Annotated in this window: 23 protein-coding genes and 1 tRNA gene; 10 read left to right on the top strand and 14 right to left on the bottom strand. The window is 60.4% G+C overall.

Annotated features, from left to right (window positions below):
• Nucleotides 1–12 precede the first annotated feature (12 nt).
• Both MWU38_RS07170 and MWU38_RS07165 read left to right on the top strand, forming a co-directional pair.
• Nucleotides 13–1,263 carry an FAD-dependent oxidoreductase gene (locus MWU38_RS07170; protein WP_247271121.1) on the top strand — a complete coding sequence of 417 codons (1,251 nt, stop codon included), beginning with the start codon at nucleotides 13–15 and terminating at the stop codon, nucleotides 1,261–1,263.
• 37 nt (nucleotides 1,264–1,300) lie between these two features.
• On the top strand, nucleotides 1,301–2,422 hold the full coding sequence (locus MWU38_RS07165) for a CoA transferase (RefSeq protein ID WP_247271120.1): 1,122 nt from the start codon (nucleotides 1,301–1,303) through the stop codon (nucleotides 2,420–2,422).
• On the opposite strand, the gene queG is transcribed toward MWU38_RS07165, so the two are convergent.
• Nucleotides 2,419–3,483: a tRNA epoxyqueuosine(34) reductase QueG gene (queG, locus tag MWU38_RS07160; protein WP_247271119.1), complete on the bottom strand. Its 1,065-nt coding sequence runs from the start codon at nucleotides 3,481–3,483 to the stop codon at nucleotides 2,419–2,421. The genes MWU38_RS07165 and queG overlap by 4 nt on opposite strands.
• Before the next feature lie 70 nt (nucleotides 3,484–3,553).
• On the opposite strand from queG, the gene MWU38_RS07155 reads away from it, so the two are divergent.
• From MWU38_RS07155 to msrB, 4 genes are all read left to right on the top strand, one after another.
• On the top strand, nucleotides 3,554–4,540 hold the full coding sequence (locus MWU38_RS07155) for an ATP-binding cassette domain-containing protein (protein WP_247271263.1): 987 nt from the start codon (nucleotides 3,554–3,556) through the stop codon (nucleotides 4,538–4,540).
• Nucleotides 4,537–5,799: an ABC transporter permease gene (locus MWU38_RS07150; protein ID WP_247271118.1), complete on the top strand. Its 1,263-nt coding sequence runs from the start codon at nucleotides 4,537–4,539 to the stop codon at nucleotides 5,797–5,799. Before MWU38_RS07155 ends, MWU38_RS07150 begins: the two co-directional genes overlap by 4 nt.
• 122 nt (nucleotides 5,800–5,921) lie before the next feature.
• Nucleotides 5,922–7,259 (top strand): cytochrome P450, encoded by a 1,338-nt coding sequence (locus MWU38_RS07145; protein WP_247271117.1) that lies wholly within the window; start codon nucleotides 5,922–5,924, stop codon nucleotides 7,257–7,259.
• Nucleotides 7,260–7,344: 85 nt separating this feature from the next.
• Nucleotides 7,345–7,884, top strand: a complete 540-nt coding sequence (msrB, locus tag MWU38_RS07140) for a peptide-methionine (R)-S-oxide reductase MsrB (protein ID WP_247271116.1) — start codon at nucleotides 7,345–7,347, stop codon at nucleotides 7,882–7,884.
• 12 nt (nucleotides 7,885–7,896) lie between these two features.
• Here msrB and MWU38_RS07135 read toward each other — a convergent pair whose 3' ends face one another.
• The 7 genes from MWU38_RS07135 to MWU38_RS07105 all read right to left on the bottom strand — a co-directional run bounded on the left by MWU38_RS07135 (nucleotide 7,897) and on the right by MWU38_RS07105 (nucleotide 13,970).
• Nucleotides 7,897–9,684: a hypothetical protein gene (locus MWU38_RS07135; RefSeq protein WP_247271115.1), complete on the bottom strand. Its 1,788-nt coding sequence runs from the start codon at nucleotides 9,682–9,684 to the stop codon at nucleotides 7,897–7,899.
• Between the two features lie 4 nt (nucleotides 9,685–9,688).
• Nucleotides 9,689–10,141, bottom strand: a complete 453-nt coding sequence (locus MWU38_RS07130) for a GtrA family protein (protein WP_247271114.1) — start codon at nucleotides 10,139–10,141, stop codon at nucleotides 9,689–9,691.
• Nucleotides 10,141–11,769, bottom strand: a complete 1,629-nt coding sequence (locus tag MWU38_RS07125) for an NAD(P)/FAD-dependent oxidoreductase (RefSeq protein ID WP_247271113.1) — start codon at nucleotides 11,767–11,769, stop codon at nucleotides 10,141–10,143. The genes MWU38_RS07130 and MWU38_RS07125 overlap by 1 nt, the downstream gene beginning before the upstream one ends.
• 163 nt (nucleotides 11,770–11,932) lie before the next feature.
• Nucleotides 11,933–12,613, bottom strand: coding sequence for a PilZ domain-containing protein (locus MWU38_RS07120; protein ID WP_247271112.1), 681 nt, complete (start codon nucleotides 12,611–12,613; stop codon nucleotides 11,933–11,935).
• 180 nt (nucleotides 12,614–12,793) lie between these two features.
• Nucleotides 12,794–12,880 (bottom strand) — tRNA-Leu (locus MWU38_RS07115).
• A gap of 240 nt (nucleotides 12,881–13,120) precedes the next feature.
• Complete coding sequence (locus MWU38_RS07110; protein ID WP_247271111.1) at nucleotides 13,121–13,402, bottom strand: integration host factor subunit beta; 282 nt, start codon at nucleotides 13,400–13,402, stop codon at nucleotides 13,121–13,123.
• A gap of 229 nt (nucleotides 13,403–13,631) precedes the next feature.
• Nucleotides 13,632–13,970, bottom strand: coding sequence for a GntR family transcriptional regulator (locus MWU38_RS07105; RefSeq protein WP_247271110.1), 339 nt, complete (start codon nucleotides 13,968–13,970; stop codon nucleotides 13,632–13,634).
• A 236-nt stretch (nucleotides 13,971–14,206) separates the two neighbouring features.
• On the opposite strand from MWU38_RS07105, the gene MWU38_RS07100 reads away from it, so the two are divergent.
• The 3 genes from MWU38_RS07100 to MWU38_RS07090 all read left to right on the top strand — a co-directional run bounded on the left by MWU38_RS07100 (nucleotide 14,207) and on the right by MWU38_RS07090 (nucleotide 17,455).
• Nucleotides 14,207–15,862, top strand: coding sequence for an oligopeptide:H+ symporter (locus MWU38_RS07100; RefSeq protein WP_247271109.1), 1,656 nt, complete (start codon nucleotides 14,207–14,209; stop codon nucleotides 15,860–15,862).
• 61 nt (nucleotides 15,863–15,923) lie between these two features.
• Nucleotides 15,924–16,454, top strand: coding sequence for an FKBP-type peptidyl-prolyl cis-trans isomerase (locus MWU38_RS07095; protein WP_247271108.1), 531 nt, complete (start codon nucleotides 15,924–15,926; stop codon nucleotides 16,452–16,454).
• Nucleotides 16,455–16,780: 326 nt separating this feature from the next.
• Nucleotides 16,781–17,455, top strand: coding sequence for an NnrU family protein (locus MWU38_RS07090; RefSeq protein ID WP_247271107.1), 675 nt, complete (start codon nucleotides 16,781–16,783; stop codon nucleotides 17,453–17,455).
• Here the strand turns inward: MWU38_RS07090 and MWU38_RS07085 are convergent.
• Nucleotides 17,452–17,991, bottom strand: a complete 540-nt coding sequence (locus MWU38_RS07085; protein WP_247271106.1) for a DUF3619 family protein — start codon at nucleotides 17,989–17,991, stop codon at nucleotides 17,452–17,454. The genes MWU38_RS07090 and MWU38_RS07085 overlap by 4 nt on opposite strands.
• A gap of 13 nt (nucleotides 17,992–18,004) precedes the next feature.
• A complete protein-coding gene (locus tag MWU38_RS07080; protein WP_247271105.1) occupies nucleotides 18,005–18,802 on the bottom strand; it encodes a crotonase/enoyl-CoA hydratase family protein in 798 nt (265 codons plus the stop codon).
• Between the two features lie 120 nt (nucleotides 18,803–18,922).
• Between MWU38_RS07080 and MWU38_RS07075 the strand changes: the two genes are divergently transcribed.
• A complete protein-coding gene (locus tag MWU38_RS07075; RefSeq protein ID WP_247271104.1) occupies nucleotides 18,923–20,041 on the top strand; it encodes a VacJ family lipoprotein in 1,119 nt (372 codons plus the stop codon).
• Between the two features lie 30 nt (nucleotides 20,042–20,071).
• On the opposite strand, the gene dxs is transcribed toward MWU38_RS07075, so the two are convergent.
• From dxs to MWU38_RS07055, 4 genes are all read right to left on the bottom strand, one after another.
• Nucleotides 20,072–21,994, bottom strand: a complete 1,923-nt coding sequence (gene dxs / locus MWU38_RS07070; RefSeq protein WP_247271103.1) for a 1-deoxy-D-xylulose-5-phosphate synthase — start codon at nucleotides 21,992–21,994, stop codon at nucleotides 20,072–20,074.
• A 113-nt stretch (nucleotides 21,995–22,107) separates the two neighbouring features.
• The gene (locus MWU38_RS07065) at nucleotides 22,108–22,578 is read right to left on the bottom strand and encodes a transcriptional repressor (RefSeq protein WP_247271102.1); all 471 of its coding nucleotides are present in this window, start codon (nucleotides 22,576–22,578) and stop codon (nucleotides 22,108–22,110) included.
• Between the two features lie 61 nt (nucleotides 22,579–22,639).
• A complete protein-coding gene (msrA, locus tag MWU38_RS07060; RefSeq protein WP_247271101.1) occupies nucleotides 22,640–23,332 on the bottom strand; it encodes a peptide-methionine (S)-S-oxide reductase MsrA in 693 nt (230 codons plus the stop codon).
• Nucleotides 23,329–23,520, bottom strand: a complete 192-nt coding sequence (locus tag MWU38_RS07055) for a hypothetical protein (RefSeq protein ID WP_247271100.1) — start codon at nucleotides 23,518–23,520, stop codon at nucleotides 23,329–23,331. Before MWU38_RS07055 ends, msrA begins: the two co-directional genes overlap by 4 nt.
• Nucleotides 23,521–23,622: the final 102 nt, after the last annotated feature.

The raw sequence follows: 23,622 nt of genomic DNA, 5'->3' as shown, positions 1-23,622 counted from the left end.
ATGCGCCTCGCCATGAGTGATGCAGCAGCTTCTTCCGGCTCGGCCGATGTCGTAATCGTAGGCACCGGGCACGGCGCGGCGCAGGCGGCCATTGCCCTGCGGCAACAGGGTCATGAGGGCTCGATCATGATGATCGGGCGCGAGAAGCTTGCCCCTTATGAACGCCCGCCTTTGTCCAAGGAATATCTTGCCGGCGACAAGACGTTCGAGCGCATCATGATCCGCCCGGAAAAATTCTGGGCCGACAAGGGCGTCGAGCTTCGCCTTGGTTCGGGCGTCACGGAAATCGACTGGATGCGTCACGAGCTGACGCTCTCCGACGGCTCGCACGTGGGTTATCGCAAGCTCATCTGGGCAGGCGGCGCAGACCCGCGCCGGCTCAGCATCCCGGGCGCAAACCTCAAAGGCATTTTCTACGTCCGCAACAAATCCGATGCCGATGGCATGATGACAGCGCTTGAGGCAGGGGCAAAGCGCGCGGTCGTCATCGGCGGGGGCTATATCGGACTGGAAGCAGCCGCCGTGCTTCGCAAAATGGGTTGCGAGGTCACCGTCGTCGAAATGCAGGACCGCCTGCTGGCGCGCGTGGCCGGGCGCCCTGTCTCGGAATTCTACGCCGAAGAACACACCCGCCAGGGCGTCGACATTCGCCTGTCCCAAGGGGTGAGCGAGATTGTTGGCGATGATGAAGACGTGACCGGCGTCCTCCTCGACAATGGCGAAACCCTGCCAGCAGACATGGTGATCGTCGGGATCGGCATTATCCCCGCAGTCGCGCCTCTCATCGCAGCGGGCGCAGCGGGATCGAACGGTGTCGACGTGGATGTTTTCTGCCGCACGACACTCGACGATGTTTTTGCCATTGGCGATTGCGCTGCTCACGCCAACCCATACGCCGACAGCGCCGTCATCCGGCTGGAATCGGTGCAGAACGCCAATGACATGGCGAACACCGTGGCAAAGGCGATGGCAGGCGAGAAACAGCCCTACAAGGCGCTGCCGTGGTTCTGGTCGAACCAGTATGATCTCAAACTCCAGACCGCCGGCCTCAACACCGGCTACGATGCAACCGTGCTTCGCGGCGACCCTGCAACGCGCAAGTTCACCGTCGTTTACATGAAGGAAGGGCGGCCCATCGCCTTCGACTGCGTCGGCACGATGAAGGACTATGTGCAGGCGCGCAAACTCCTCGAAAGCGAACCGGGCAAGATCGACCCCGAGCTTCTCGCCGACACCGACGTTCCGATCAAAGAGATGATGTGAGAGCGTCTTGGGGGTAAAGCCAAACGATGGTCAGCCCATGCTTTCAGGGCTTAAGGTCATTGACCTCACCAGCGTCGTTTTCGGCCCCTACGCGACACAAATCCTCGCCGATTACGGAGCCGAGGTCACCAAGATCGAAGCGCCGGGCGGTGACGTTTATCGCCACGGGGCAAAGCCAGCCAAGACGCCGGGCATGGGTCCGGGTTTCATCGCACTCAATCGTGGCAAGAAGTCGGTCGTGCTCGACCTTAAACAGGCAGGTGATGTGGAGCGCCTCAAGGGCCTTCTCAAAGACGCCGACGTCTTCATCCACAATGTGCGCGACGAGGCGATTGGACGGCTCGGCTTTGGCTATGAGGCGGTAAAGGCGCTCAACCCGCAAATCATCTACGTTCACTGCGTCGGCTTTGGCTCTGGCGGACCCTATGCCGGGCTTCAGGCCTATGATGACGTCATTCAGGCAGCGACCGGCACGACGTCACTTCTGCCGCGCGTCGATGGGGACAGGCGACCGCGTTATCTTCCCTCGCTGATCGCTGACAAGGTCGCGGGGCTTCACGCCACCTATGCGACGATGGCCGCGATCACCCACCGCCTTCGCACAGGGCGCGGCCAGCACATCGAAGTGCCGATGTTCGAAGCCTTCACCAGTTTTATGATGAAGGAGCATCTGGACGGCAAAACCTTCGACCCGCCCAATGGCGATGCCGCCTATGGCCGCCAGGTCGACCCCGACCGCCAGCCGTTTGAAACGAAGGACGGTTGGATCAGCATCGTCCCCTATATCCCGCAGCACTTTCCGCTGGTGATCGGCCTTCTGGGCGATGAAGAGATGGCGGGCGAAGACCGATGGAGCGACGTTCGCGCTATCCTGGCAGCAGGCCCCGAGCTTTACGCCCGCATCGCGGAGTTGGCGAAGGAGAAGACCACGAGCGAATGCGTCGAGATCCTTCGGGCGGCCAATATCCCGTGTATGCCCGCGGTCGATTTGAATGATGTAATCGACGATACCCACCTTCGCGAAACCGGCTTCTTCGAACGCTCGGAGCACCCAAGCGAAGGCGCAGTGTTCCAGATGCGCGATCCCAACCGGTTCAGCGATTGGGAGCAGGGCGCGCTCGGCCACGCACCGCTCCCCGGCGAGCACAACGAAGACTAGGCGAGCTGCGCCTTCGCCCACGCCGCCGCATCGGCGACCACCGGGTCGGGGTCATGGGTCAGCGGCTCGATTTGATCGAGCAGGCCTGCCTCCCCGCTATTGCCCGCTGCATAAAGGCAGTTTCTTACAAAACGATCCCGCCCGATCCGCTTGATCGGCGAGCCTGAAAACAGTCGCCGGAAGCCTGCATCATCAAGCGCGAGAAGCTCTGCCAGACGTGGCGCGGTCAGCTCGGCGCGGGGCAGAAATTCGCTCGCGGTGTAGGCTTCGCTTGCAAACTTGTTCCACGGACACACCGCCAGGCAATCATCACAGCCATAGATGCGGTTGCCCAAAGGCTTCCTGAATTCCTCGGCAATCGGGCCCTTGTGCTCAATCGTGAGATAGGAAATGCAGCGGCGCGCATCGAGCGTATAGGGGCCGGGAAAAGCATCGGTGGGGCAGCTATCGAGGCACGCGCGGCACGTCCCGCACTGATCGCGGTGGGGCTGCGACGTCTCGAGCTCTAGTGTCGTGTAGATCGCTCCCAGAAACAGCCAGCTGCCGTGCTCCCCGCTCACCAGATTGGTGTGCTTGCCCTGCCAGCCGATCCCGGACGCCTCGCCAAGTGGTTTTTCCATTACAGGCGCCGTATCGACGAAGACCTTCAGCTCGCTGTCCGGCTCGTGCTCGACCAACCAGCGTGCGAGCGCCTTCAGCCGCTTCTTCACGACGTCATGATAGTCGCGCCCTTGCGCATAGACCGAGATGCGAGCCCGCTCGCCCTCCTCGTCCAAGGCCATCGGATCGAGCGCGGGCGCATAGCTCATGCCCAGCGCGATAACCGACTTTGCCTCCGGCCAGAGCCCCTGCGGGGATCGGCGGTGGTGGAGACGGTTTTCCATCCACTCCATCGAACCGTGACGCCCCTCGCCCAGCCATTCCTCAAGCCTTTGAGTGCGCAGCGGATCTTCGGCGGCAGTGGTAAAACCGACGCTCGCAAAACCCAGCGCGCGGGCCTTCTCTTCGATCTTTCGGGTGATGGCCTGAGAACCGGTAAGTGTTGCGCGCTCGTTAACCATGCTTGGGGTCGCTCCCGTTCAGTTTCAGCCGTTAACTCACGCTGTGATGTACATGCAGGTAGATGATCCAATGACGCCAGACAATGGCCGTCCGCTTCATACAGTGGCCCCCTCCGACAACCGCCCCCTCGCCATCGAAGCGCGCGGGCTTGTGAAAAGCTTTGACGGCACGAAAGCAGTCGACGGGGTGGACCTTTCAGTGCCCGAAGGCGCGATTTACGGCGTGCTCGGTCCCAATGGCGCAGGCAAGACGACGACCTTGCGCATGCTGCTTGGCATTATCGACCCTGACGAAGGCGTGCGCATGGTGTTTGGCCATGACCGCCCGCACGATATTGGCCGGTTGATCGGCTACTTGCCCGAAGAACGCGGGCTTTATCCGGCGATGAAATCCATCGAGGCGATAGCCTTTATGGGCGCGCTGCGCGGGCTGCCTTTGAAAGAAGGGCGCAAGCGCGGCATGGAACTGCTTGAGCGGCACGACCTTGCGCACGCGGCAAACCGCACCATCCGCCAGCTTTCCAAAGGCATGGCGCAGACGGTGCAATTGCTCGGCACGCTGGTTCACCGCCCGCGCCTTGTGGTGCTTGATGAGCCGTTTTCAGGCCTTGATGCGATCAACCAGGGCAAGCTTGAGGGCATGATCCGCAATCTGGCCGAGGACGGGGTGACGGTGATCTTTTCAACCCACGTCATCCACCATGCAGAGCGTCTGTGCGAAGGCGTAGCCATCATCGCCGGAGGCAAGGTCCCCTATGCGGGCAGCGTTGAAACCGCGCGCGACCGTATTCCGGCACAGGTACGGCTTGAAACGCGCGCCCGCGAGGGTGGCTGGACCTCGGCTCTTCCCGAAGAAACTCGGCGCGAGGGCGACTTTTTCTACTTCCCGCTTCCCGAAACAGGGGTTGAGCCGCTGCTCAAGACGCTGATCGAAGGGGATGCTGGCATTCTCTCGCTCTCGATCGAGCGCGCTGGCCTTCACGATGCCTTTGTCGCCATCGCGGGCGAGGCGGCTGCGCGCCAGCTTGAGGCCGACAATCAGGAGCACGGCAAATGAGCCACGACATCTCCCGCCTCTCCCGGCTCGAAGCCGCATGGGTCATCGCCCGGCGCGACTTTATCGCCGTGCTTTTCAGCCGCGCGTTCCTGTTCTTTCTCATCGGCCCACTTTTCCCCGTCATAGTCGGCGGGCTTGCGGGTAGCATTGGCGGGCAGGTTTCGCGCGAGGCCGTGACGCTCGAAGTGGGTCTTGCGATGAGCGCCCAAGACAACGACGCCATGATCGCGGCAAGCGAGCGGATCGGCCCGCAACTGCGCGGCGCCATTCCCGTCATGCGCGAAGTGACCGAGGCGACGGGCGATCCCGCTTTTGACGCGCGCGCCTTCATGGAAGAACGCCGCGGGAACTACGCAGCAATCGTCACCGGCACGCTCCAGTCGCCCGAAGTGGTTGGCACGGGGCCGCAGGTCGATCGCTGGACCGGCCCTGTCCGCCTGATGGCCGCCGATGCGCTTGCCGCGACCCCGCTTGTCTTCCCAAGCTCGACCAAGACCACCGTCGCTTCGAGCGCGGCGTCCGAACGCACCAACCGCATCCGCACTGCGCAAGCGGCGCAAATGGTCATGTTCCTCCTAACCATGCTGCTTGCTGGCATGGTGCTGTCCAACCTTGCAGAGGAAAAGGGCAATAAGGTCATCGAAATCCTCGCCGCCGCCATCCCGATGGACGCGGTGTTCATGGGCAAGCTTTTCGCCATGCTCGGTGTATCTTTCGTCGGCATTGCCGTTTGGGGAACGATTGGCTGGGGCTTCTGGGCGATTGCGGAGGATGCGATTGTCACCGTTACGCAAACCAATTTCCGCGAGCTTCCAGGGCCCGCGGTGGGCTGGGGCATGTTCCTGACGCTTGGCGTGCTCTATTTCTCGATGGCCTATCTCTTGCTCGGCGCGCTCTTCCTCACCATTGGCGCCATGGCGAGCACGGTGCGCGAGGTGCAGACGCTCTCGATGCCGGTGACCATGATGCAGCTTATGGTGTTCTTTGTCGCTGCATACACCATCACCCAACCCGGCTCGGCGCTGGAAATGGCTGCCATCGCCTTTCCGCTGTCCTCGCCCTTTGCGATGCTGGCGCGCGCGGCGCTCGACGAGGCTGTGTGGCTCCACGTCGCAGCCCTAGCCTGGCAGGCGGTCTGGGTGATCCTCCTCGTCAAGGGCGGCTCGCTGCTGTTCCGCAAGCGCGTGATGAAATCAGGCGGTGCAGGCATGAAGAAGCGCCGCTGGTCCTTCGGCCGGAAAGCCTCGCAAGCTGCATAGGGGTTTGTCGGCCACTTCAGTGGCGGATTAAAACCCATATTGACATTGCTGTCAGTTAAGGCAGGATACGCAGTGAGGGGAGAGTGTGATCGCAAGAGTCGCACCTCCAGGAGGAGAGAGACATGGCTACTTTAGCACCCCAACGTCCCGAAGTGCGCACTTCGCCAACCGCCTACAAGGCGCTTACGGAGTATTTTGAAAAGCACCCCGAAGATAAGCCGAAGCATCCTCACAAATGGGACTTGAGCCGGTCTGACATTTATTACGAAGACAAGTGGCAGCCCATCGTCGCCGAAATGCAGGCCGCCGGCCCGTTGCATTATATCGATGATAGCCCCTTTGGCCCCTATTGGTCGGTCGTCGGGCACAAGGCGATCCAGCATATCGAGGCGCTGCCCGAAACCTTCTCCTCAAGTTGGGAACATGGCGGGATCACCATCCTCGAACGCTTGAGCGAGGACGAAGCGGCCGCCTCTGGCGCCGATACGCGCGATCTGCCGATGTTTATCGCGATGGACCGCCCGCAACACACCGGCCAACGCCGCACGGTTGCCCCCAAATTCACCCCGTCCGGCATGACCGAGATGGAGCCGCAAATCCGCAAGCGCACTGGCGAACTTCTCGATTCGCTACCGCGCGGCGAAGTCTTCGACTGGGTCGACAAGGTCTCGATCGAACTCACCACCGGTATGCTCGCCATCCTGTTCGGCTTCCCGTGGGACGACCGCCGCCTGCTCACCTTCTGGTCCGACTGGTCGGGCGATACCGAGCTTGCGACCGTGCGCGAACTCGACACGGTGCGCTGGGAAATCCTTCAGGAAATGGCATCCTATTTCCAATCGCTCTGGCTTGAGCGGACACAGGACACAGAACCGGGCAACGACCTTATCAGCATGATGATCCACTCAGAGGCGATGAACCAGATGCGCCCTGAAGAATTCATGGGCAATCTCGTCCTGCTGATCGTTGGCGGCAATGATACCACCCGCAATTCGATGAGCGGATTTGTTCACGCGCTCGACAAATTCCCCGATCAGCGCAAAATCTTTGAACAAGACCCCAGCGTTATTCCCAACGCGGTTCAGGAAATGCTGCGGATGCAGACCCCGCTTGCGCATATGCGCCGCACCTGCACCGAAGACACCGAGGTGTTCGGAAAAACCATCAAGAAGGGCGAGAAAGTCGTCCTGTGGTATCTTGCGGCCAATCACGAAGAAGAAATCTTCCCCAATCCGCACCAGCTCGACCTTCGCCGTGAAAACGCCAAGCGGCACATCGCCTTTGGCTATGGCATCCACCGCTGTGTCGGTGCGCGTCTCGCTGAACTGCAATTGCGGGTGCTTCTGGAAGAAATGCACAAGCGCCGGATGCGCGTGCATGTCGCAGGCGACGTAGAGCGCGTGCGCGCAAACTTCGTCCACGGCTTCCGCAAGCTTGAGGTGGAAATCACCGAATTTTGATCCCGTTCATGCGCACCATGTAACCTTTCGGGCCTCCGATACGTATCTCGTCCATATAGAACGAGTGATTTTGAGAGGCACACATATGCCAGCAATGGATCAAAACCGTCCGGCCTTCCTGGGCCGCCGTAAATTCCTCGGGACCAGCGCCCTCGGAGCCAGCGCCATTGTCGCGGCTCTCCCGCTGTTTGGCGCGTGCGGTTCCGATGTTCAGGCGCGCACCGCCAAGGGCAATTTTCGCGTCACCAAAACAGAGGCGCAATGGCGCCGCCAGCTGACGCGCTCGGAATATTATGTCCTTCGCGATGAAGGGACCGAGCGCGCCTATTCCTCGCCCTTGGACAAAGAGAAACGGCGCGGCACTTTCGTATGCGCCGGATGCGGCAACAAGCTGTATTCAAGCGCGCATAAATACGACAGTGGCACAGGCTGGCCAAGCTTCTGGCAGCCAATCGATAACGGCGCCGTCGGCACGGCAACCGATTACAAAATCGGGATCCCTCGCACCGAAGTGCACTGCGCGGATTGCGGTGGGCATTTGGGACATATCTTTGGCGATGGCCCCCGCCCAACCGGCAAACGCCACTGCATTAACGGCGTCGCGCTTGATTTTATTCCGGCATGAGCCGGGCTGATTTTATTCCGGCTTGACGCGCCAGAGTTCTAGGCCGGCCTCTTCGGGCATGGGCACTGGCTCCAACCATGGCGGCTCCTGCCCTTGCGCCAATTGGGCGGCGAACCCTTGCGGAGCCATCTGGGCATAGGTGCGCGGCTCGTTCAGGGCAGGACACATGGCGACATAGGCGGTGCCGCGTGTCGTTAGCGTCTTGCGCGCTTCTTCGGGCGAACCAAGCGCGGTTTCGATCAGCACTTTCATCGCCGCATCCCCCCGGTGGTGTCCGGTGGCAAGCACGGTGTGATCGCTCACCAGAAGCAATTCGGGCGCGATATCCATCATCGCGTAAATCTCGCCCCTGGGAAGGCTCGCGAGCGCTTCGCGCGTGTCCTGCACCCGGCAATCGGCCACGCGCACAGGTTCATCCTCGGCCCCTCCGACATAGGCGCGCAGCGGCATCGCGCTGGTCAGGATGAGCGCGGGGATCGCTGGCAAAAGCGCAAAAGCCACGCCGATCATCGCCGCCATTCGCGGCAGGGGATTATCCATCGTCCGAATTGCTCTTAACCAACGGCGCACCTGCCAGCCGATGAGAGGACTGGCCAGAACACAGGCAACCGCGCCCGTGCGCGAGACGAAAATCGAAACCAGCAAGGCCCCGCCAAGGATCAGCGCATAATCGCTCCAGAAGCGTTTCATTGCGTCGTGGGCCCGCCGCGCAAGCTGCGTTGCGGCGTAAATGCCGATCAGGGGCGCAGCAAGATACTGGACTGCGATGGCAAGCGCCTGCTCCCACAATGGGCGCCCTTCTTTCACATTAGTGAGCCATGTTTCGGCGACCAGCGGATCAACTTGCGCAAACCCTCCGCCGGTAACGCAAGCGGGCGCTTGAAGAGCCAGGATCGTGACCGCCCCGCCCCCTGCAACAGCAAAACCGGTGAGCATTATGCCAAGGCTTGGCCGCCGCGCGCCGCTCAGGAGTGTGAGGCTAGCCGCGCCCCAGGCGAACATGGCAAGGTGCACTGGACTGATCGCATCGCAATAGTTGGCAAGGTCGGCAAACCCGCGTGTCGCGGTGAACAACACCGCGCTCACGACGGCAAGACCCTGTATTGCGCCAACGATCCACGCCCGCGCCGAAGGGTCGCGCAGCCAGCGCAGAGCCAGCACGGCAAAGGTGATCGCGGCCAAGGGCAGACCCTCGATAGAGATCGCGAGCCAGAAGGCAAAAGCGCTGCCGATGATCCACCCGCCGCAGCGAGAAGACCGCGCGAGCAGACCATTGAGCGCCACAAGAGCACACACCAGCTGCCAGCCGTGATGGTCGATGCGCAGGGGCGACAATTGGAACAGGACCGGGATGGAGACAATAATGACAAGCGCGGTGAAGATCGCCTCTTCATCGCCCCACAGCCGCCATGCGATGCGCGAGGCGAGCAGCATCACGCATCCCATCGTAACCAGCGGAACCGCGACAAGCGCGATTGTTTCTGCTGTGGCGCTTCCGAAAACCGGGGTGAGCGCAAGGATGACGAGAGCCAAGGGAATATCGACAATCCGCGACCAATGCATCGCTACGCCGCCGCCGGGCGCATCCACACGGGTTTGCGTCACGTCGAACCAGCTTTGCCCCGCCAACAGATCGCGCACCTGTATAAGGCGCAGCACATCGTCGGGATCGCCCATGTGAAGGGTTGTGATCGCGCTCCAGTTGGCGACGATCATGAGCGCGCTGACAAAGGCCCACACGAGCCCGGCTTTGAGCAGGAAGCTCAGCGGAAAGGCGGATCTGCGGCGCTCTTCCAACATGGCGTCATGCCGTCACGCTTGGGGATGATGCGCTTGACGAGGGTTCTTCGCGAAACACCACTTTTGCGCGGATCATCCATGTGACGGCAAAACTGATGGCGATCGCGGCCAGCTTTGCGGCGCGCGGGTCAACCCCGGTCCATTGGCCTGCACCAACGATCAACGTGGTCAGTCCAAGGCCGACCAGAGCCGAAACGACGAAGAGTGCCTTTTGACGCGAGCGCGCCCCGCCGCGCGTTGCCACACGGTCCTGAAACACCGCACGGCTCGACATGAACCAATGCGCAAGGATGCCAAGCGAATAGCCGACAGCAGCCGCAGGCGTCGCCAGAACCCCGAGCGCGAGAAGCGCCAGAAAGCTGCCAAAATCCACGGCAAGCGCGCCGACGCTCACCGCGAGATACCTCACGAAGCGGATATCGGTGATCTTGAAGATCGAGGGGCGGCGGTAACGCATCACGCGCTTTTGCGAACCTCGTGGCTCTGATCGTCGTCAGCGATCCGCTCCGGCACGGCGCGCATCGAAGTGAGCGCTGCGACCTGATCTTCGGTAAGAGGCTTGGTTTCCTCGGTAGAAAGCGCCTTCTCGGCGCCTTCATCGCCCGCCTCGTGATATTCAGCGTCCTCGTTTACACACCAGGTGTCGTAAACGCGCTTGCCTGCAAGAATGTTCTCCACCGTCAGCATCGCGGTCATCATCGCGTGATCCTGATTGTTGTAGCGGTGCATCCCGTTGCGCCCGACAAGGTGCAGGCTCGGGTGTTTTTCTTCCAGTTCGCGGCGCATGGCATCGACATTGGCTTCGTAATCGTCGTCATAGACGGGATAGGCCTTTTCCTGACGCACCACAGCGCCAGAGACGACTTTCGCCGGATCGCACAGTCCCAGAATTTCCATTTCGCGCGTTGCTTGCGCAATGAGGTCTTCGTCAGACGAGGACCACAGCCCGTCGCCTTCGAAACAGAAGTATTCAAGACCCACACACGCCATCTTCTCGTCCGGGATCATTTCCGGCGACCACGAACGGAAGTTCTGAACGCGGCCGACCTGCACCCGCTCGTCATGGATGTAGATCCAGTTGTCGGGGAAAAGGTCGTCGCTCTTCACCATCAGTGCCACGGTCAAAAAGTCGCGGTAACGCAGCTTGTCGGCTTTGAGCGTTGATTGCGGCAGCGGGTGAATACGCTTGGAAAGTTCGCGCATGGGTGCAGAGCTGATCACGTGCTTGGCGCGGATTTGCGCCGTGCTGCCTCCGTCTTTGCCAGCGGACTTCGCGGTCATGGTCCAGCCATTGCCGTCATCCGACACCCGATCAAGCGCATGGCCCATCAGGACGCGGCCCTTGCCCGAGCTGAGAATGTGATCGCGCGCTGCATCCCACATCATGCCCGGGCCAAGCCGCGGATAGCGGAAGGTTTCGAGCAGCGTTTTGACCTCTTGGCCGTCGTTGGGTTTTTTGTTGAGGCCGAGCGAACGCTTGAGCCCGTCCATCACCGCGCCCCAGAGCGACAATCCCTTGATCCGCTGGGCCGCCCAATCCGCGCTCATCTCATCACACGGCATCCCCCACACCTTCTCGGTATAGGTCTTGAAGAAGATCGAATAGAGCTTCTTGCCGAACTGGTTCGTGGTCCAGTCCTCGAAGCTTTTGACATCTTTGATCGGGAACAGCTTGTATTTGAGATAGCTCGCCATGCACACGGTCGAGCGCAGGATGCCAAGGTTCCAAAGCGCCTCGAACGCGCGAAGGGGGTAAGAGTAGAACTTGCCCTCATAATAGATGCGGCTCATCCGGGGGCGCTGGATGAAATCGTCGGGCAGGATCTCGTTCCACAAATCGACGACTTCCTGGCTTTTGGAGAAAAACCGGTGCCCGCCGATGTCAAAGCGATAGCCTTCGTGCTCGACCGTGCGGCTGATCCCGCCCACGTAGGTTTCATCTTTCTCGATGATAACGACCGATTTGCCCTGCTTGGTCAGGAGGTAGCCGGCGGTCAGGCCAGCGGGCCCTGCGCCAATGATGGCCACATCGCAATCGAGAGTTCCCGCCGAAGTCGCTGTTTGTTCAACGCGCGCTTGCGCCATGTCTGGTCCCCGTTTGATTAAGGGCGCAAAGCCCCATCGGCCTCATGCAGTTGCGGCCGTTTCAGAACCGGGAGTGAAGGAAATTGGTTAGCGAGGCGTAAACAAATGCGGCGAAATGCGTAAAAATTGCCGCTTTGAAGGGGTGTTGCCGCAAGGACAGCACCTAGCCCCAGCCTGTGCTGTCCGTAAGGCCCAGCAGGGCTGGGCATTGCAGCAGCGCTGCAAGCCGGGCAAATTCGGCAAGCTCCATCGTCTCCTCAAACAGCAGGCCATATGACGCATCGCGCCTCCAGCGCACATTGGCATATGTGGGCCCGAAGCTGATGCCCGGCCAGTCGCTCCTGAGGCTCAGCGTCTGGTCAATCGCAAACCGCCCGTCGCAACATACGCGCGCGCCCTGCTGCGAAAAGTCATACACTGTCGCATCATAGGTTTGATCACGCGCGCTCACCCTCGCAGGAAAAGAAAGCGCAATGCGCAGGCCCCGTTTGGGAAATGGCAAGTTGGTGTTGGCGAATTGCTCAACGTCGACTGCGCCGACGAAGGTATAGGCGACCTCACGCCCGCTTCTGCGAACTTCGCGGATCTGGCATTGGGCCCCTGAGACCATATGCAATTCGATCAGATCATCGACTGGCACCTCATGGAAAAAGCGCACCTTCACTCCGCTTTCGGATACATCGCGAATGACGCAGACAAATTCGCCATCGGAGGTGACGATCTTGGCAGCACGGATCAGCAGGGTGAGGCGCGGGGCGCGGGGTTGTTGCCCGGCCGATGATGGGTCGGCGGGCGTGTTGGCGCTGTTCGAAAGTGCCTGATTGCTCATGCCTGCATCGTTCATAGTGCTCGCCTGTTGGGAAGGCCGCCGGATCGGTTTGATCCCAAGCAGCGCGAAGTAACGCATTCTGGCGAATTGGTAGAAGGGACAGGCTTAGAGCTGCTCTAAGCCGCACCGCCGCAATCCTGCGTAGAGGCGCTAAACCTGCGGGAAAGGATACAGGCTAGATATCGTGCGGTGGGATGGTGCGGGTGGTGGGACTCGAACCCACACGATCTATAGGATCAGGGGATTTTAAGTCCCCGGCGTCTACCATTCCGCCACACCCGCCTGGCGCTGTGCGATACGGCCTCATGACCACGCGCAACCACGGCGCGATAGCAGACAACGAGGCAAGAGCAACGGCGTTTTAGATCCGCGCTTTGGCGGAAGGATCCAGAGTTATCGCGATTGCGCAACCGCGCAGACGCAGCCTCAAAAGACTGGCTATGGCCACAGCCGATGAGAATTGCGGCGAAACGCGCCCCGAACCCGTGCCGGGACACCTTGATCAATCATCAATTGCGAGGTTCACCCCTCGTTGAGGCGCGCCTTGATCTCTTTACCTGCCTTGAAATAGGGAACGCGCTTTGCCGGCACTTCAACCTGTTCGCCGGTGCGCGGGTTGCGGCCCACGCGCGCTTCGCGTTCGCGGGTGGAAAACGCGCCAAAACCGCGCAGTTCAACCCGGCCCCCTTCGGCCAGCCGCTGCGTAATTTCGTCAAAGAAGATGTCAACAACCTGCTCAATCTCGTCGGCGCGAAGATCAGGGTTGTCCTTGTGGAGTTCATTGAGCAGTTCGGATCGTATCATTTTGCCCTCCGAGCATTGATTGCCGCACCTGGAAGTGCACCAATTTGAAGCAACGTCAAAAGCCGCCGCCGTTGTGTCACAGCCTCGACCCGAATGACCGTGAAATTAAAGTCTTAGTGCCAGAAACAGCCGGGAACTGCAAGGACGATAGCGCGCGTGCAAGCGCAATTTAAAAACCGGAACGGACCTTTATTCCCTGTGACCGTGACATCGACCGGGACATCAAACCTCAGCTTTGCGCCACGAGGTCGGCAAGGTCGATCCCCAGCCGCTTCATACGTTTGCGTATCTCGGGCCATTCTTCAGCCAAAAACTGCTCGCGTTCGCGTTTGCGCAAGGCATCGGCAGCGCCTTTCACGACATACATGCCAACCCCGCGCTGAACCTCGACGAGGCCATCATTTTGAAACTGCTGATATGCTTTTGCCACCGTAAGCGGATTTGCGCCTTCTTCTGCTGCAAGCGCGCGCACGGAAGGCAGCATCGCACCCTCGGCATAATCGCCCTGAATGATGGCCGCCGCGATCTGGTCGCGCAGTTTGAGATAGACGGGTCGGGCCTGGGTCATAATGTGTTTTCGGTCATAGGGGCCTCTTTAAGCGTAGCAGTGCCATAATACAGCGATGCGCGTCAAGCGAAGCTCGGGCTAAGAACGGGCGTGGAGGAGCCTGCCCGCCGGGGCGCAACATTATTTGGCCCGCGCGAAACAAAAGCTTCACATAAGGCAAATGCGCGTTAGTGTGCCCGGTCAATGGGGCTCGTAAAAGAAGCGGGCGAAACAGTTATGAGGGATCGGGTAAGCACATGGGCGAGCTCAAGGACATTGCACTGTGGAATTATGCCGACTGGGCGGCACTGATTGCGTCAGTCACGCTGGCAGGGTTTCTGGTGGCGGGCGCATTTGCGCTGACGCGGCCGCAAGAAGAGGTCATGGGCCACCCCAAGGGCCTGTATATGCTCTTTTTTGCCGAGATGTGGGAGCGTTTCTCCTACTACGGGATGCGTGCTCTTCTGATCCTGTATCTGGTCAAGCACTGGCTCTATTCTGACGGCAGTGCGAACCTGATCTACGGTGCTTACACCAGCCTCGTTTACATTACGCCCGTTCTTGGCGGCTGGCTCGCGGACAAATATCTGGGTCAGCGCAAAGCGGTTGCCTTTGGCGCAATCCTGTTGACGCTGGGCCACTTCTTCATGGCGTTCGAGGGCGATGGTTCCGGCTTCGACAATGATCCGACGCTCAATGTGTTCTGGCTTGCTCTGGCACTCATCATCGTGGGCTCGGGCTTTTTGAAAGCAAATATCTCGGTTCTCGTGGGTCAGCTTTACAGCCGCACCGACACGCGCCGCGACGGGGCTTACACGATCTTCTACGTCGGGATTAACCTTGGCGCTGCAACCGGCGTTCTTATCGCCGCCTACCTTGGCGAGACGGTAAGCTGGGCACTGGGCTTCGGGCTTGCCGGATTTGGTATGCTGCTTGGCCTTGTGGTCTTCATCCTTGGCAAGAACCTCCTGCGCGGCAATGGCGAACCGCCTGTGCCCGCTAAACTCAAACAAAAGGTCGCAGGGCTCAACCTCGAATGGCTGCTTTACGGCGTTGGCTTTGCCGGTGTCGCGCTGATCTGGGTGCTGATCCAGTATCAGGAAGCCGTCGGCGGTATCCTGCTCATCTCCGGCATCGCGCTCCTGGGCTATGTCCTCTACGAAAGTTTCAAGCTCGACAAGGAAGCGCGTGAGCGGGTTTATGCGATGATATTCTTCATCCTGCTCATGCCGCTTTTCTGGGGTCTGTTTGAACAGGCGGGTGGTTCGATGAACCTGTTTACCGATCGCTATGTCGATCGCGGCGGGGTTCCGACCACCTTCTTCCAATCGGTGAACGCGATTTACATCGTCCTTCTCGGGCCGATCTTTGCAATCATGTGGCAGTGGATGGCGCGCTCGGGGATTGAGCCATCGACCCCTGCGAAAATGGGCCTTGGTATCGCGCAGATGGGCCTCGCTTTCATCGTCACCGTCTGGGGCGCTGAAAACTTCAGCAATGCCAATGACGCAGGTGTCCTGCTGACACCGGTGCTGTTCATCTTCATCTTCTACTTGCTGTCCACCACGGGCGAGCTGTGCCTCAGTCCTGTTGGCCTCTCGGCCATCAACCGCTTGTCGATGAAACACATGGCGAGCCTTATGATGGCGGCCTTCTTCTTCGGCACGGCGGGCGGCAACTTTGTCGCTGGCGCGATGGGCGCCCTGATGGGGCAGGGCGAAGGCGGCGAGATGACCCGTGATGCCGCGCTTGAGATCTACTGGGCCATGGGCCTCGTCGCGACGGGCGTTGGCATCTTGGTTTGCATCGTCAGCCCGCTGGTCAAGCGTCTCATGCACCTCGACACGCTTGCCGACGACGTTGAGGACGAAACGATGGAAGATGCTTCGGTGGTGACGGCGACAAACGCTTGAGCCGAAAGGATTGTGGGCGCGCACCGTTTGTGAGCGCGCCCCTTCAACCTTTGGAGTGGAAATGACCAAAGCGGGTAATATGGCGCGCATTGCGATGATCGCTGGTGCACTGGGATTGGCCAGCACCGCCCAGGCGCAGGACACTGCGCAACCAGACGAGGTGACAGGCCCTTCCAGCAGCGATGAAATGACCGAACGCGCCTATCACAATGCGCAGCAGGTCTATCTCTCATCGCTTCAGGCGGCTGACGGCTGGTACACGATGGAAGGCGGGCTCAAGTGGCGGTATCTCGAATATCGCGGCACGGGCGACAGCCCTGAACCCAGCGATACGGTGACGGTGCATTATGCTGGCACATTCATCGACGGCGAAGGGTTCGACAGCTCTTACGAGCGGGGCCGCCCTGCTTCATTCCCGCTGCAAGGTCTGATCCCCGCGTGGGAAATGGCCATCCCGCAGATGCGCGTGGGCGAGACGATTGAACTCGCAGCGCCCGCAACGCTTGCCTATGGCCCGCGCGGCCGTGGACCTATTCCGGGCGGCGCGACTTTGTTGTTCAAGGTTGAATTGCTCGGGATCGAAGGTCGCTAAGACCCAGTCGGCGGGCCAGTTCGTCCGCTCTTTGCTCACCTCGAGCAGGTGCTCACCGCCCCAGATCGCCATCTCGCGATAGACCGGCAGCAAGGCCTTTGCCCTGCATGGCCTGAGATAGCGTGCGCCTTTCCCCTTTTGGCGCGTCACGGGACAACAGCACCCAGCAGCCGCCAGGAACGCGGGCAGCGTGCCCAGAACGAGAGAGCTGGTAGGTCTTTATACCCGCCTGCAACACGGACTGGGGCCGATGATTGGCAGGCTTTCGGGGATTGCGCGAGGGGGAGGATTAGGTTTTGCCTCTCCTCGATGTTACATTTGACCGCATGGATACGGCGCTCCTCCTGCTGATCGCGGCCAATATCGCCTTTATCGGCACGCATTTCGTGATGTCGCACCCGCTTCGCGCACCCATGGTCAGCGCGCTTGGGCCAACAGGGTTCCAGATCGCCTATTCGCTGGTGAGCCTTGCGACCTTTGCCGGAATATATTTCGCCTTCATCGCCGCTCCACAAGCCGATTTGCCGGGCACGGGCGAGATCGGCTGGGCGATTGCGACGGTTATCACCTTACCCGCGATGATCCTTCTTGCAGGGTCATTTATCGGCAATCCCGCGCTCCCCACGCCCATGGCCGGTGCGCAGGCGCGCGCCGAACCCAAGGGGGTTTTCACCATCACCCGCCACCCGATGATGTGGGGATTTGCGCTGTGGGCGCTTTCGCACATTGTCCTCCACTGGAGCCTTCGCACCACGATTACCGCCACCGCCATGGGCGTCCTCGCGCTGGTCGGTGCGCGGTTGCAGGACCGCAAAAAGCAAGCTCTCATGGGCGAGGCGTGGAAAGTGTGGGAGGCAAAGACAAGCTATTGGCCGCGCCTTTCGGGCTTTGCCAAAGCAGGGCCGCTGCCGTGGGCGGTGGGGCTAATCTTTTTCGTGTTCTTCACATGGGCGCATGTGCCCCTTGGCGGAATCCCGGCAGGGATCTGGCGCTGGTTCTAGCCTTCCAGATCATCCAGCCACCGCGAAACCCACATATCGAGCGGAAGCCAGTCCATATACATCCCGATCATTATGGCGATCAGTATGCCAATGAAGGCAAGGTTGACCCTGCCCCAGAATGTTCCCCAAAGGTGATAAAAAGGCGGCGGTGATCCGGCCGCAGGCGTGAACACCGCAGCCGGCGCGGACAATTTGTAGCGTCGAAACCGGGCAGCGGCCAAACGCTGTGCCGCGCCGATGGGGTGGACCTCCTCCTCCTCATCGACCCGCACCGTTCCTGCATCCACATCAAAGTGAAGCCGGACGCAGAAGCTTCCGTCAGGATATTCGCGCATGAGGAGCGAGAACCGGCCATCCTCGCCCCACTCATGCTCACCGCTCACAAGGCTGGAGTGCGGTGTGAAGATCGTGCGACCGGTTGCCGCCTCGATCACGTGAGGACGGTTCACCCAAAGCGACATCCGCATCTCTTCCGAGGCGTATTGAATGACAATACGGCCATCGGGCGAAGTGTGCGTGCTGTCTGGTTCAACCATCGGCGATGTGTGGCTACTCCCCTTTGAATTGAGCGGCGCGTTTTTCCAGCAGGGCGGCAACCCCTTCTGCGTGGTCCTGTGTCGTGTGCATCATCGCTTGCGTGTTGGCGGCCATTTCGAGCGCGGTGTCATAATTCACCTGTTGGCCCTGACGCAGCAGCATCTTCGACTGCCGCAGCGAATGTGGCGGCATGGCAGCGATCTTTTGCGCCTTTTCCATCGCTGTATCGAGCAGGCTGTCATGCTCTACAACATCGCTGACCAGGCCCCACTCCTTCGCGGTTTCGGCATGGATCACATCGCCGGTGTAGAACAGGTCGGCAGCGCGGCTCATCCCGATGACGCGCGGCAGGATCCATGTGCCGCCATCGCCGGGAATGATGCCAAGCTTCAGGAAGGTCACGCCGAACTTGGCCTTGTCGCTCGCCAGCCGAATGTCAGCGAGGCACGCCACATCGCAGCCAAGGCCGATCGCAGGACCATTGACCGCCGCGATCACCGGCACGCGGATCGAATACAGGGCGCGCAGCATCATGTGGATGTTGTTGCGATAGCCGTCCGAAATCGCCGGTGTGCTGCCGCCGAAAGTGCCCGTCTTGTCGCGCATCGCCTTCACATCGCCGCCAGCCGAAAACGCGCGGCCAGCACCGGTCAGAACCACGCAAGACACAGACATATCGGCGTTGATCTCAGAGCAGACACGCGCAAACTCATCCCCGTCGCCAGGCGCGCCCAGCGGGTTCATGGTCTCGGCCCGGTCGATAGTGAGTGTCGTGACAGCGCCATCGCGCTCGATCTGCAATAGGGACATAATTTTCGCTGGACCTTTATAGTTTTTGTAGCGTTGCCAAGTCATACCAAGTTCATGGTATACGCCGGAATGTTCAAACCGCGCGATACCACTCGCACTGCCTAAACAGGAGAACCCGCATTGCCTAGCGCTTCCATGATGATGTTGGCCAGCCCGCTTTTGATCGGTCCTGCGCCCGTCAATGCGGCAATCGAAGTGGCAGCGGTGAGCGCTGTCGAAGTTGAAGGTCTCTCGGTGCAGGGGGTCCCGTTTCAACGCCCGTCGCCAACCATTCTGGAGCTCGACTGGTCGCTTGCCGCACAAAGCGAGGGCGAAGGTCCCCAGCAAACTGGCGCGCAAGCGGGCACAGGTGACACCGGCGAAGACGGGGCAACGGAACAAGATACGGATGTCATCATCGTCGAAGGCGAGATCGGCCCGTCCAAGCGTGATCCGGCGGTTGAATTCAACGAGACAAGCTATCGCATCACGCAGAACCTCGATGAGGTTTTTCTGGAGCCTGTAGCCTATGCCTACCGCGACGGCCTGCCCGATCCTTTGCGCGACGGACTTGGCAATGTGGTCCGCAATCTGAGCGAGCCGACCAATTTCATCAACTTCCTGCTTCAAGGCAAAGTCGGCAAGGCGGCAGAGACGCTTGGCCGGTTTGCGATCAATTCAACCGTTGGCCTTGGCGGACTGATTGATATCGCTGGCAAGAAGAACATCGGCCTGCCCCATCGCCGCAACGGATTTGCCAATACGCTTGGCTTTTACGGGGTGGAGCCGGGGGCCTATCTCTACCTGCCGGTCACAGGCGCAACGACGGTGCGCGATCTGATCGGCAACGGCTTTAACCAGCTGCCGCTGCCGTTGATCGTGGGCAAGCCGTTCAACTCGCCGGAATACACCATCCCCTTCTTCGTGGTCAGCTCGCTTGATTCGCGCCTTGAGGTCGACGAAGAGCTTCAGCGGATCGATGCGACCATCGACCCTTATGCCGCGCGGCGCGACAGCTATTTGTGGACGCGGGAGCGTGACATTGCGCTCTTGAAGGGTGATCCCGTTCCGCCGAAACCTAACATTGTTCGCGAAGTTCTCGACGGTGAGATCGAGTTCGATGATGAAGAGCTGGACGATCCCGCCGATGAAACCGGGGTTGACGGAAACGAAGCAGATGAAACGGTAGGCGAGGCGATGCCCGCCGATGCAAGCCGCCTCGCCATCACGGTACCCAGCTTGGAGCCGAGGACGCGCTAAACCGGCGCCTCCTCGGGCCTATGGCAAGGCTTATGCGCTCGCTTCCTCGACGTTGGTCGAGTTGTGCTTCAGAGCCTTGAGCGCCGTCTCGACGATATGCGGGGCGTTCAATCCTGCCTCGTCATATTGCTTATCGGGCGAATCGTGGTCCTGATAGACATCGGGCAGGCGCATGGTGCGGATCTTGAGGCCGTTGTCGGTCAAACCCTCGTCCGAGGCATAGGTCAGCACATGGGCGCCAAGCCCGCCAATCGCGCCTTCCTCAACGGTGATGACCACGTCATGCTCGCGCACGAGACGCGCGATCAGGTCTTCGTCTAGCGGCTTGGCAAAGCGCATATCGGCAACCGTGGTCGAAAGACCTTTGGCTTCCAGCTGGTCCGCCGCTTTCTTGGCTTCCTCAAGCCGCGCACCCAGTGAAAGGATGGCCACCTTGCTGCCTTCGCGAACGATGCGGCCCTTGCCGATTTCCAGCTTTTCCAGCGTGTCGGGCATAGGCACGCCAACACCGGAACCGCGCGGATAGCGGAAGGCAATGGGGCCATCGTCATATTCCGCCGCGGTGTAGGTCATGTGCGCAAGTTCGGCCTCGTCAGCCGCTGCCATCACCACCATGTTGGGAAGCGTTGCAAGATAGGTGACATCGAACGAGCCAGCGTGCGTGCAGCCGTCCGCGCCGACAAGGCCAGCCCGGTCAATCGCGAAACGAACGGGCAGGTTCTGTATCGCAACGTCGTGAACCACCTGGTCATAGGCGCGTTGCAGGAAGGTCGAATAGATCGCGGCAAACGGGCGCATGCCCTGCGCTGCAAGGCCGGCTGCGAAAGTCACGCCGTGTTGTTCGGCGATGCCAACGTCGAAACTGCGATCAGGGTGGCGCTGCGCGAAACGGTCAACGCCTGTGCCCGACGGCATGGCGGCTGTGATGGCGCAGATGCGGCTGTCTGTGTCGGCGAGATCGGCAAGCGTGTCGCCAAAGACGTTCTGGTACGCAGGCGGGCCCGCTGCGCCTTTCTGTTTTTCGCCGGTGACGACGTTGAACTTGGGCACGCCGTGGTATTTGTCGGCGCTTTCCTCGGCAGGTTTGTAGCCCTTGCCCTTCTCGGTCACGACATGGATCAGCACGGGGCCTTCGGATGTGTCGCGCACATTCTCCAGCACCGGAATGAGATGGTCGAGGTTATGGCCATCAATCGGGCCGACGTAATAAAAGCCTAGCTCTTCAAACAAGGTCCCGCCGGTCACCATGCCGCGCGAATATTCTTCGGCCTTGCGAAGCCCCTCGTGCATGCGGCGGCTCATTTTCTTCACAGCTTTGGAAGCAAGGCTGCGAAGGCCGAGATATTCGGACGATGACACCATGCGCGCAAGATAGGCCGAAAGACCGCCCACCGGAGGCGCGATCGACATATCGTTGTCGTTGAGAATCACCACGAGACGGTTGCCCGCCTGCGCAGCGTTATTCATCGCCTCATAGGCCATGCCGGCGCTCATCGCGCCGTCGCCGATCACGGCAATGCCGCGGCCCGGCTTGTCATTGAGCTTGTTCGCCATGGCAAAGCCGAGCGCCGCCGAAATCGAGGTCGACGAGTGCGCCGCGCCGAACGGGTCGTATTCGCTTTCTGCGCGCTTGGTAAAACCCGAAAGCCCGCCGCCCTGACGGATGGTGCGGATACGGTCGCGCCTCCCGGTCAGGATCTTGTGCGGATAGCATTGGTGGCCCACGTCCCAGATCAGCCGGTCATCAGGCGTGTTGAAGACATAATGGATCGCAACCGTCAACTCGACCACACCAAGGCCGGAACCCAGGTGGCCGCCAGAAACACTGACAGCGTCGATCATTTCGGCGCGAAGTTCATCGGAAAGTTGGCGCAATTGCTCAGGCTTGAGCTGGCGAAGCTCGTCGGGCGTCGGGACCGTGTCGAGCAATGGGGTATTCAGCGTTTGACTCATGGGTTTACGCACTACACGCAAAGGCACAGCCTGTCGATAAACGCTTTGCTGTTTGAACCGGCCTGCTCGCGCCAATAAATGTCGATTTCGGCTGCCTTAAACCCGTTTGAGCGTCAGGCCGCGCACTGGCCGCAAAGTCCGCGGATCTCGAGCACCGGGCGCTGCGCCTGAAACGCATTGGACGCCGCGAGAGTTCGCAGTTTCTCGCTGATGGTTTTGTCATCAACATGCGCTGCCTCGCCGCACTCGTCGCACACGAGATAGATGCAATCGTGGCTTTCCCCCGGATGCGCATTGGCAAGATAGGCGTTGGAGCTTTCGATCTTGATCGCGAGATTGGTGGCAACGAACAGGTCTAGGATGCGGTACACGCTGTTGGCGGCAACCCGCTTGCCCCGCGCCTGGGCGAGATTGTCAGCAATCAGATAGGCCGAGGCAGGCCTCTCGTGTCGCGCAAGCTCGACGAACACATCCTTGCGCATATCGGTCCATTGTTCACCCGCTTCGACAAGCGCTTTTTGCGCTTGAGCGACAAGGGCCTCGCCGGTTGCATGACAGTGCGAATGATCGTGCGCGCTTTTCATGGCTGACAACATAGGGCGCTCGCACGCTCAGGACCAGACCCATACGGGCCTTTCCGTCTCATCAGTTGTCGCGAAGGAAGCTCGCCTTGAAATCGCGCGGGAACATGACCTTGAGCGCATCGACCTTGGGCTTGTCCCAGCGCACGATGTAACCGTGTGTCGGATTTTTCGCCATGAAGTCCTGATGGTCGTCTTCTGCGCGATAGAATGTGCGCTTGTTTTCGATCTTGGTCACGATTGGCCGGCTCCACACGTTGGAAGCTTCCATCTGCGCCAGATAGGCTTCGGCAACTGCGCGTTGCTCCTCACTGGTGGGCACAAGAGCCGAGCGGTAATGCGCGCCGACATCGGGGCCCTGACGGTTTTTCAACGTCGGATCGGCCACCACTGAAAAGAAGATGCGCAAAAGCTCGTCATAGCGAACGACATATGGGTCATAGGTGATCCTGACCGCTTCGGCATGAGCGGTCCCGCCCTGAACAATGCGATTGTATTTGGCCGTGGCCGCCGACCCGCCGTGAAAGCCGGAAACCGCGCTTTTCACACCTTTGACGTGGCTGAAAACGCCTTCGACGCCCCAGAAACATCCGCCTGCAAAGATCGTGGTTTTGAGCCCGGCACCTTCACGCGCGATGCGTTTGGCGGCGGGCGCGTTTACCGGCTCTTCGAGCGCGAGCGCGGGAGTATTGAGCACCGCGACATATACAGCGGCAGCTGCAAGGATGCCGCCTGCCCATAGACCAAGTCGTTTCATCGGATACCCTCCATTGGCGCAATCGCAAATGCGTCATCGCCCATTGGCGCCTCGAGGGGAGCCGCAGCCTTGGCCGGCGCCTCGATCACGCCGGTCCACTGGTCGAAATTCGCCGCGCCAACAAGCAGCCCTCCGGCGACAAAGCCGAATGCGAAATTGCGGAACAGGTCAGGGGTGAACAGGCTCATCGTCGTCTCATCAGGGTGGGCGCTTAGGGGATTGCTCGCATAAGCGCCCCACGCTTACGCCGGAATGAATGGGGCGCTCAGGAAGAATCTACGTAAGCCAAT

It is taken from the genome of Qipengyuania sp. S6317L1 (genome assembly GCF_023015615.1).
Taxonomy (GTDB): Bacteria; Pseudomonadota; Alphaproteobacteria; order Sphingomonadales; family Sphingomonadaceae; genus Erythrobacter.
This window is presented reverse-complemented; position numbering and strand designations above follow the sequence as displayed.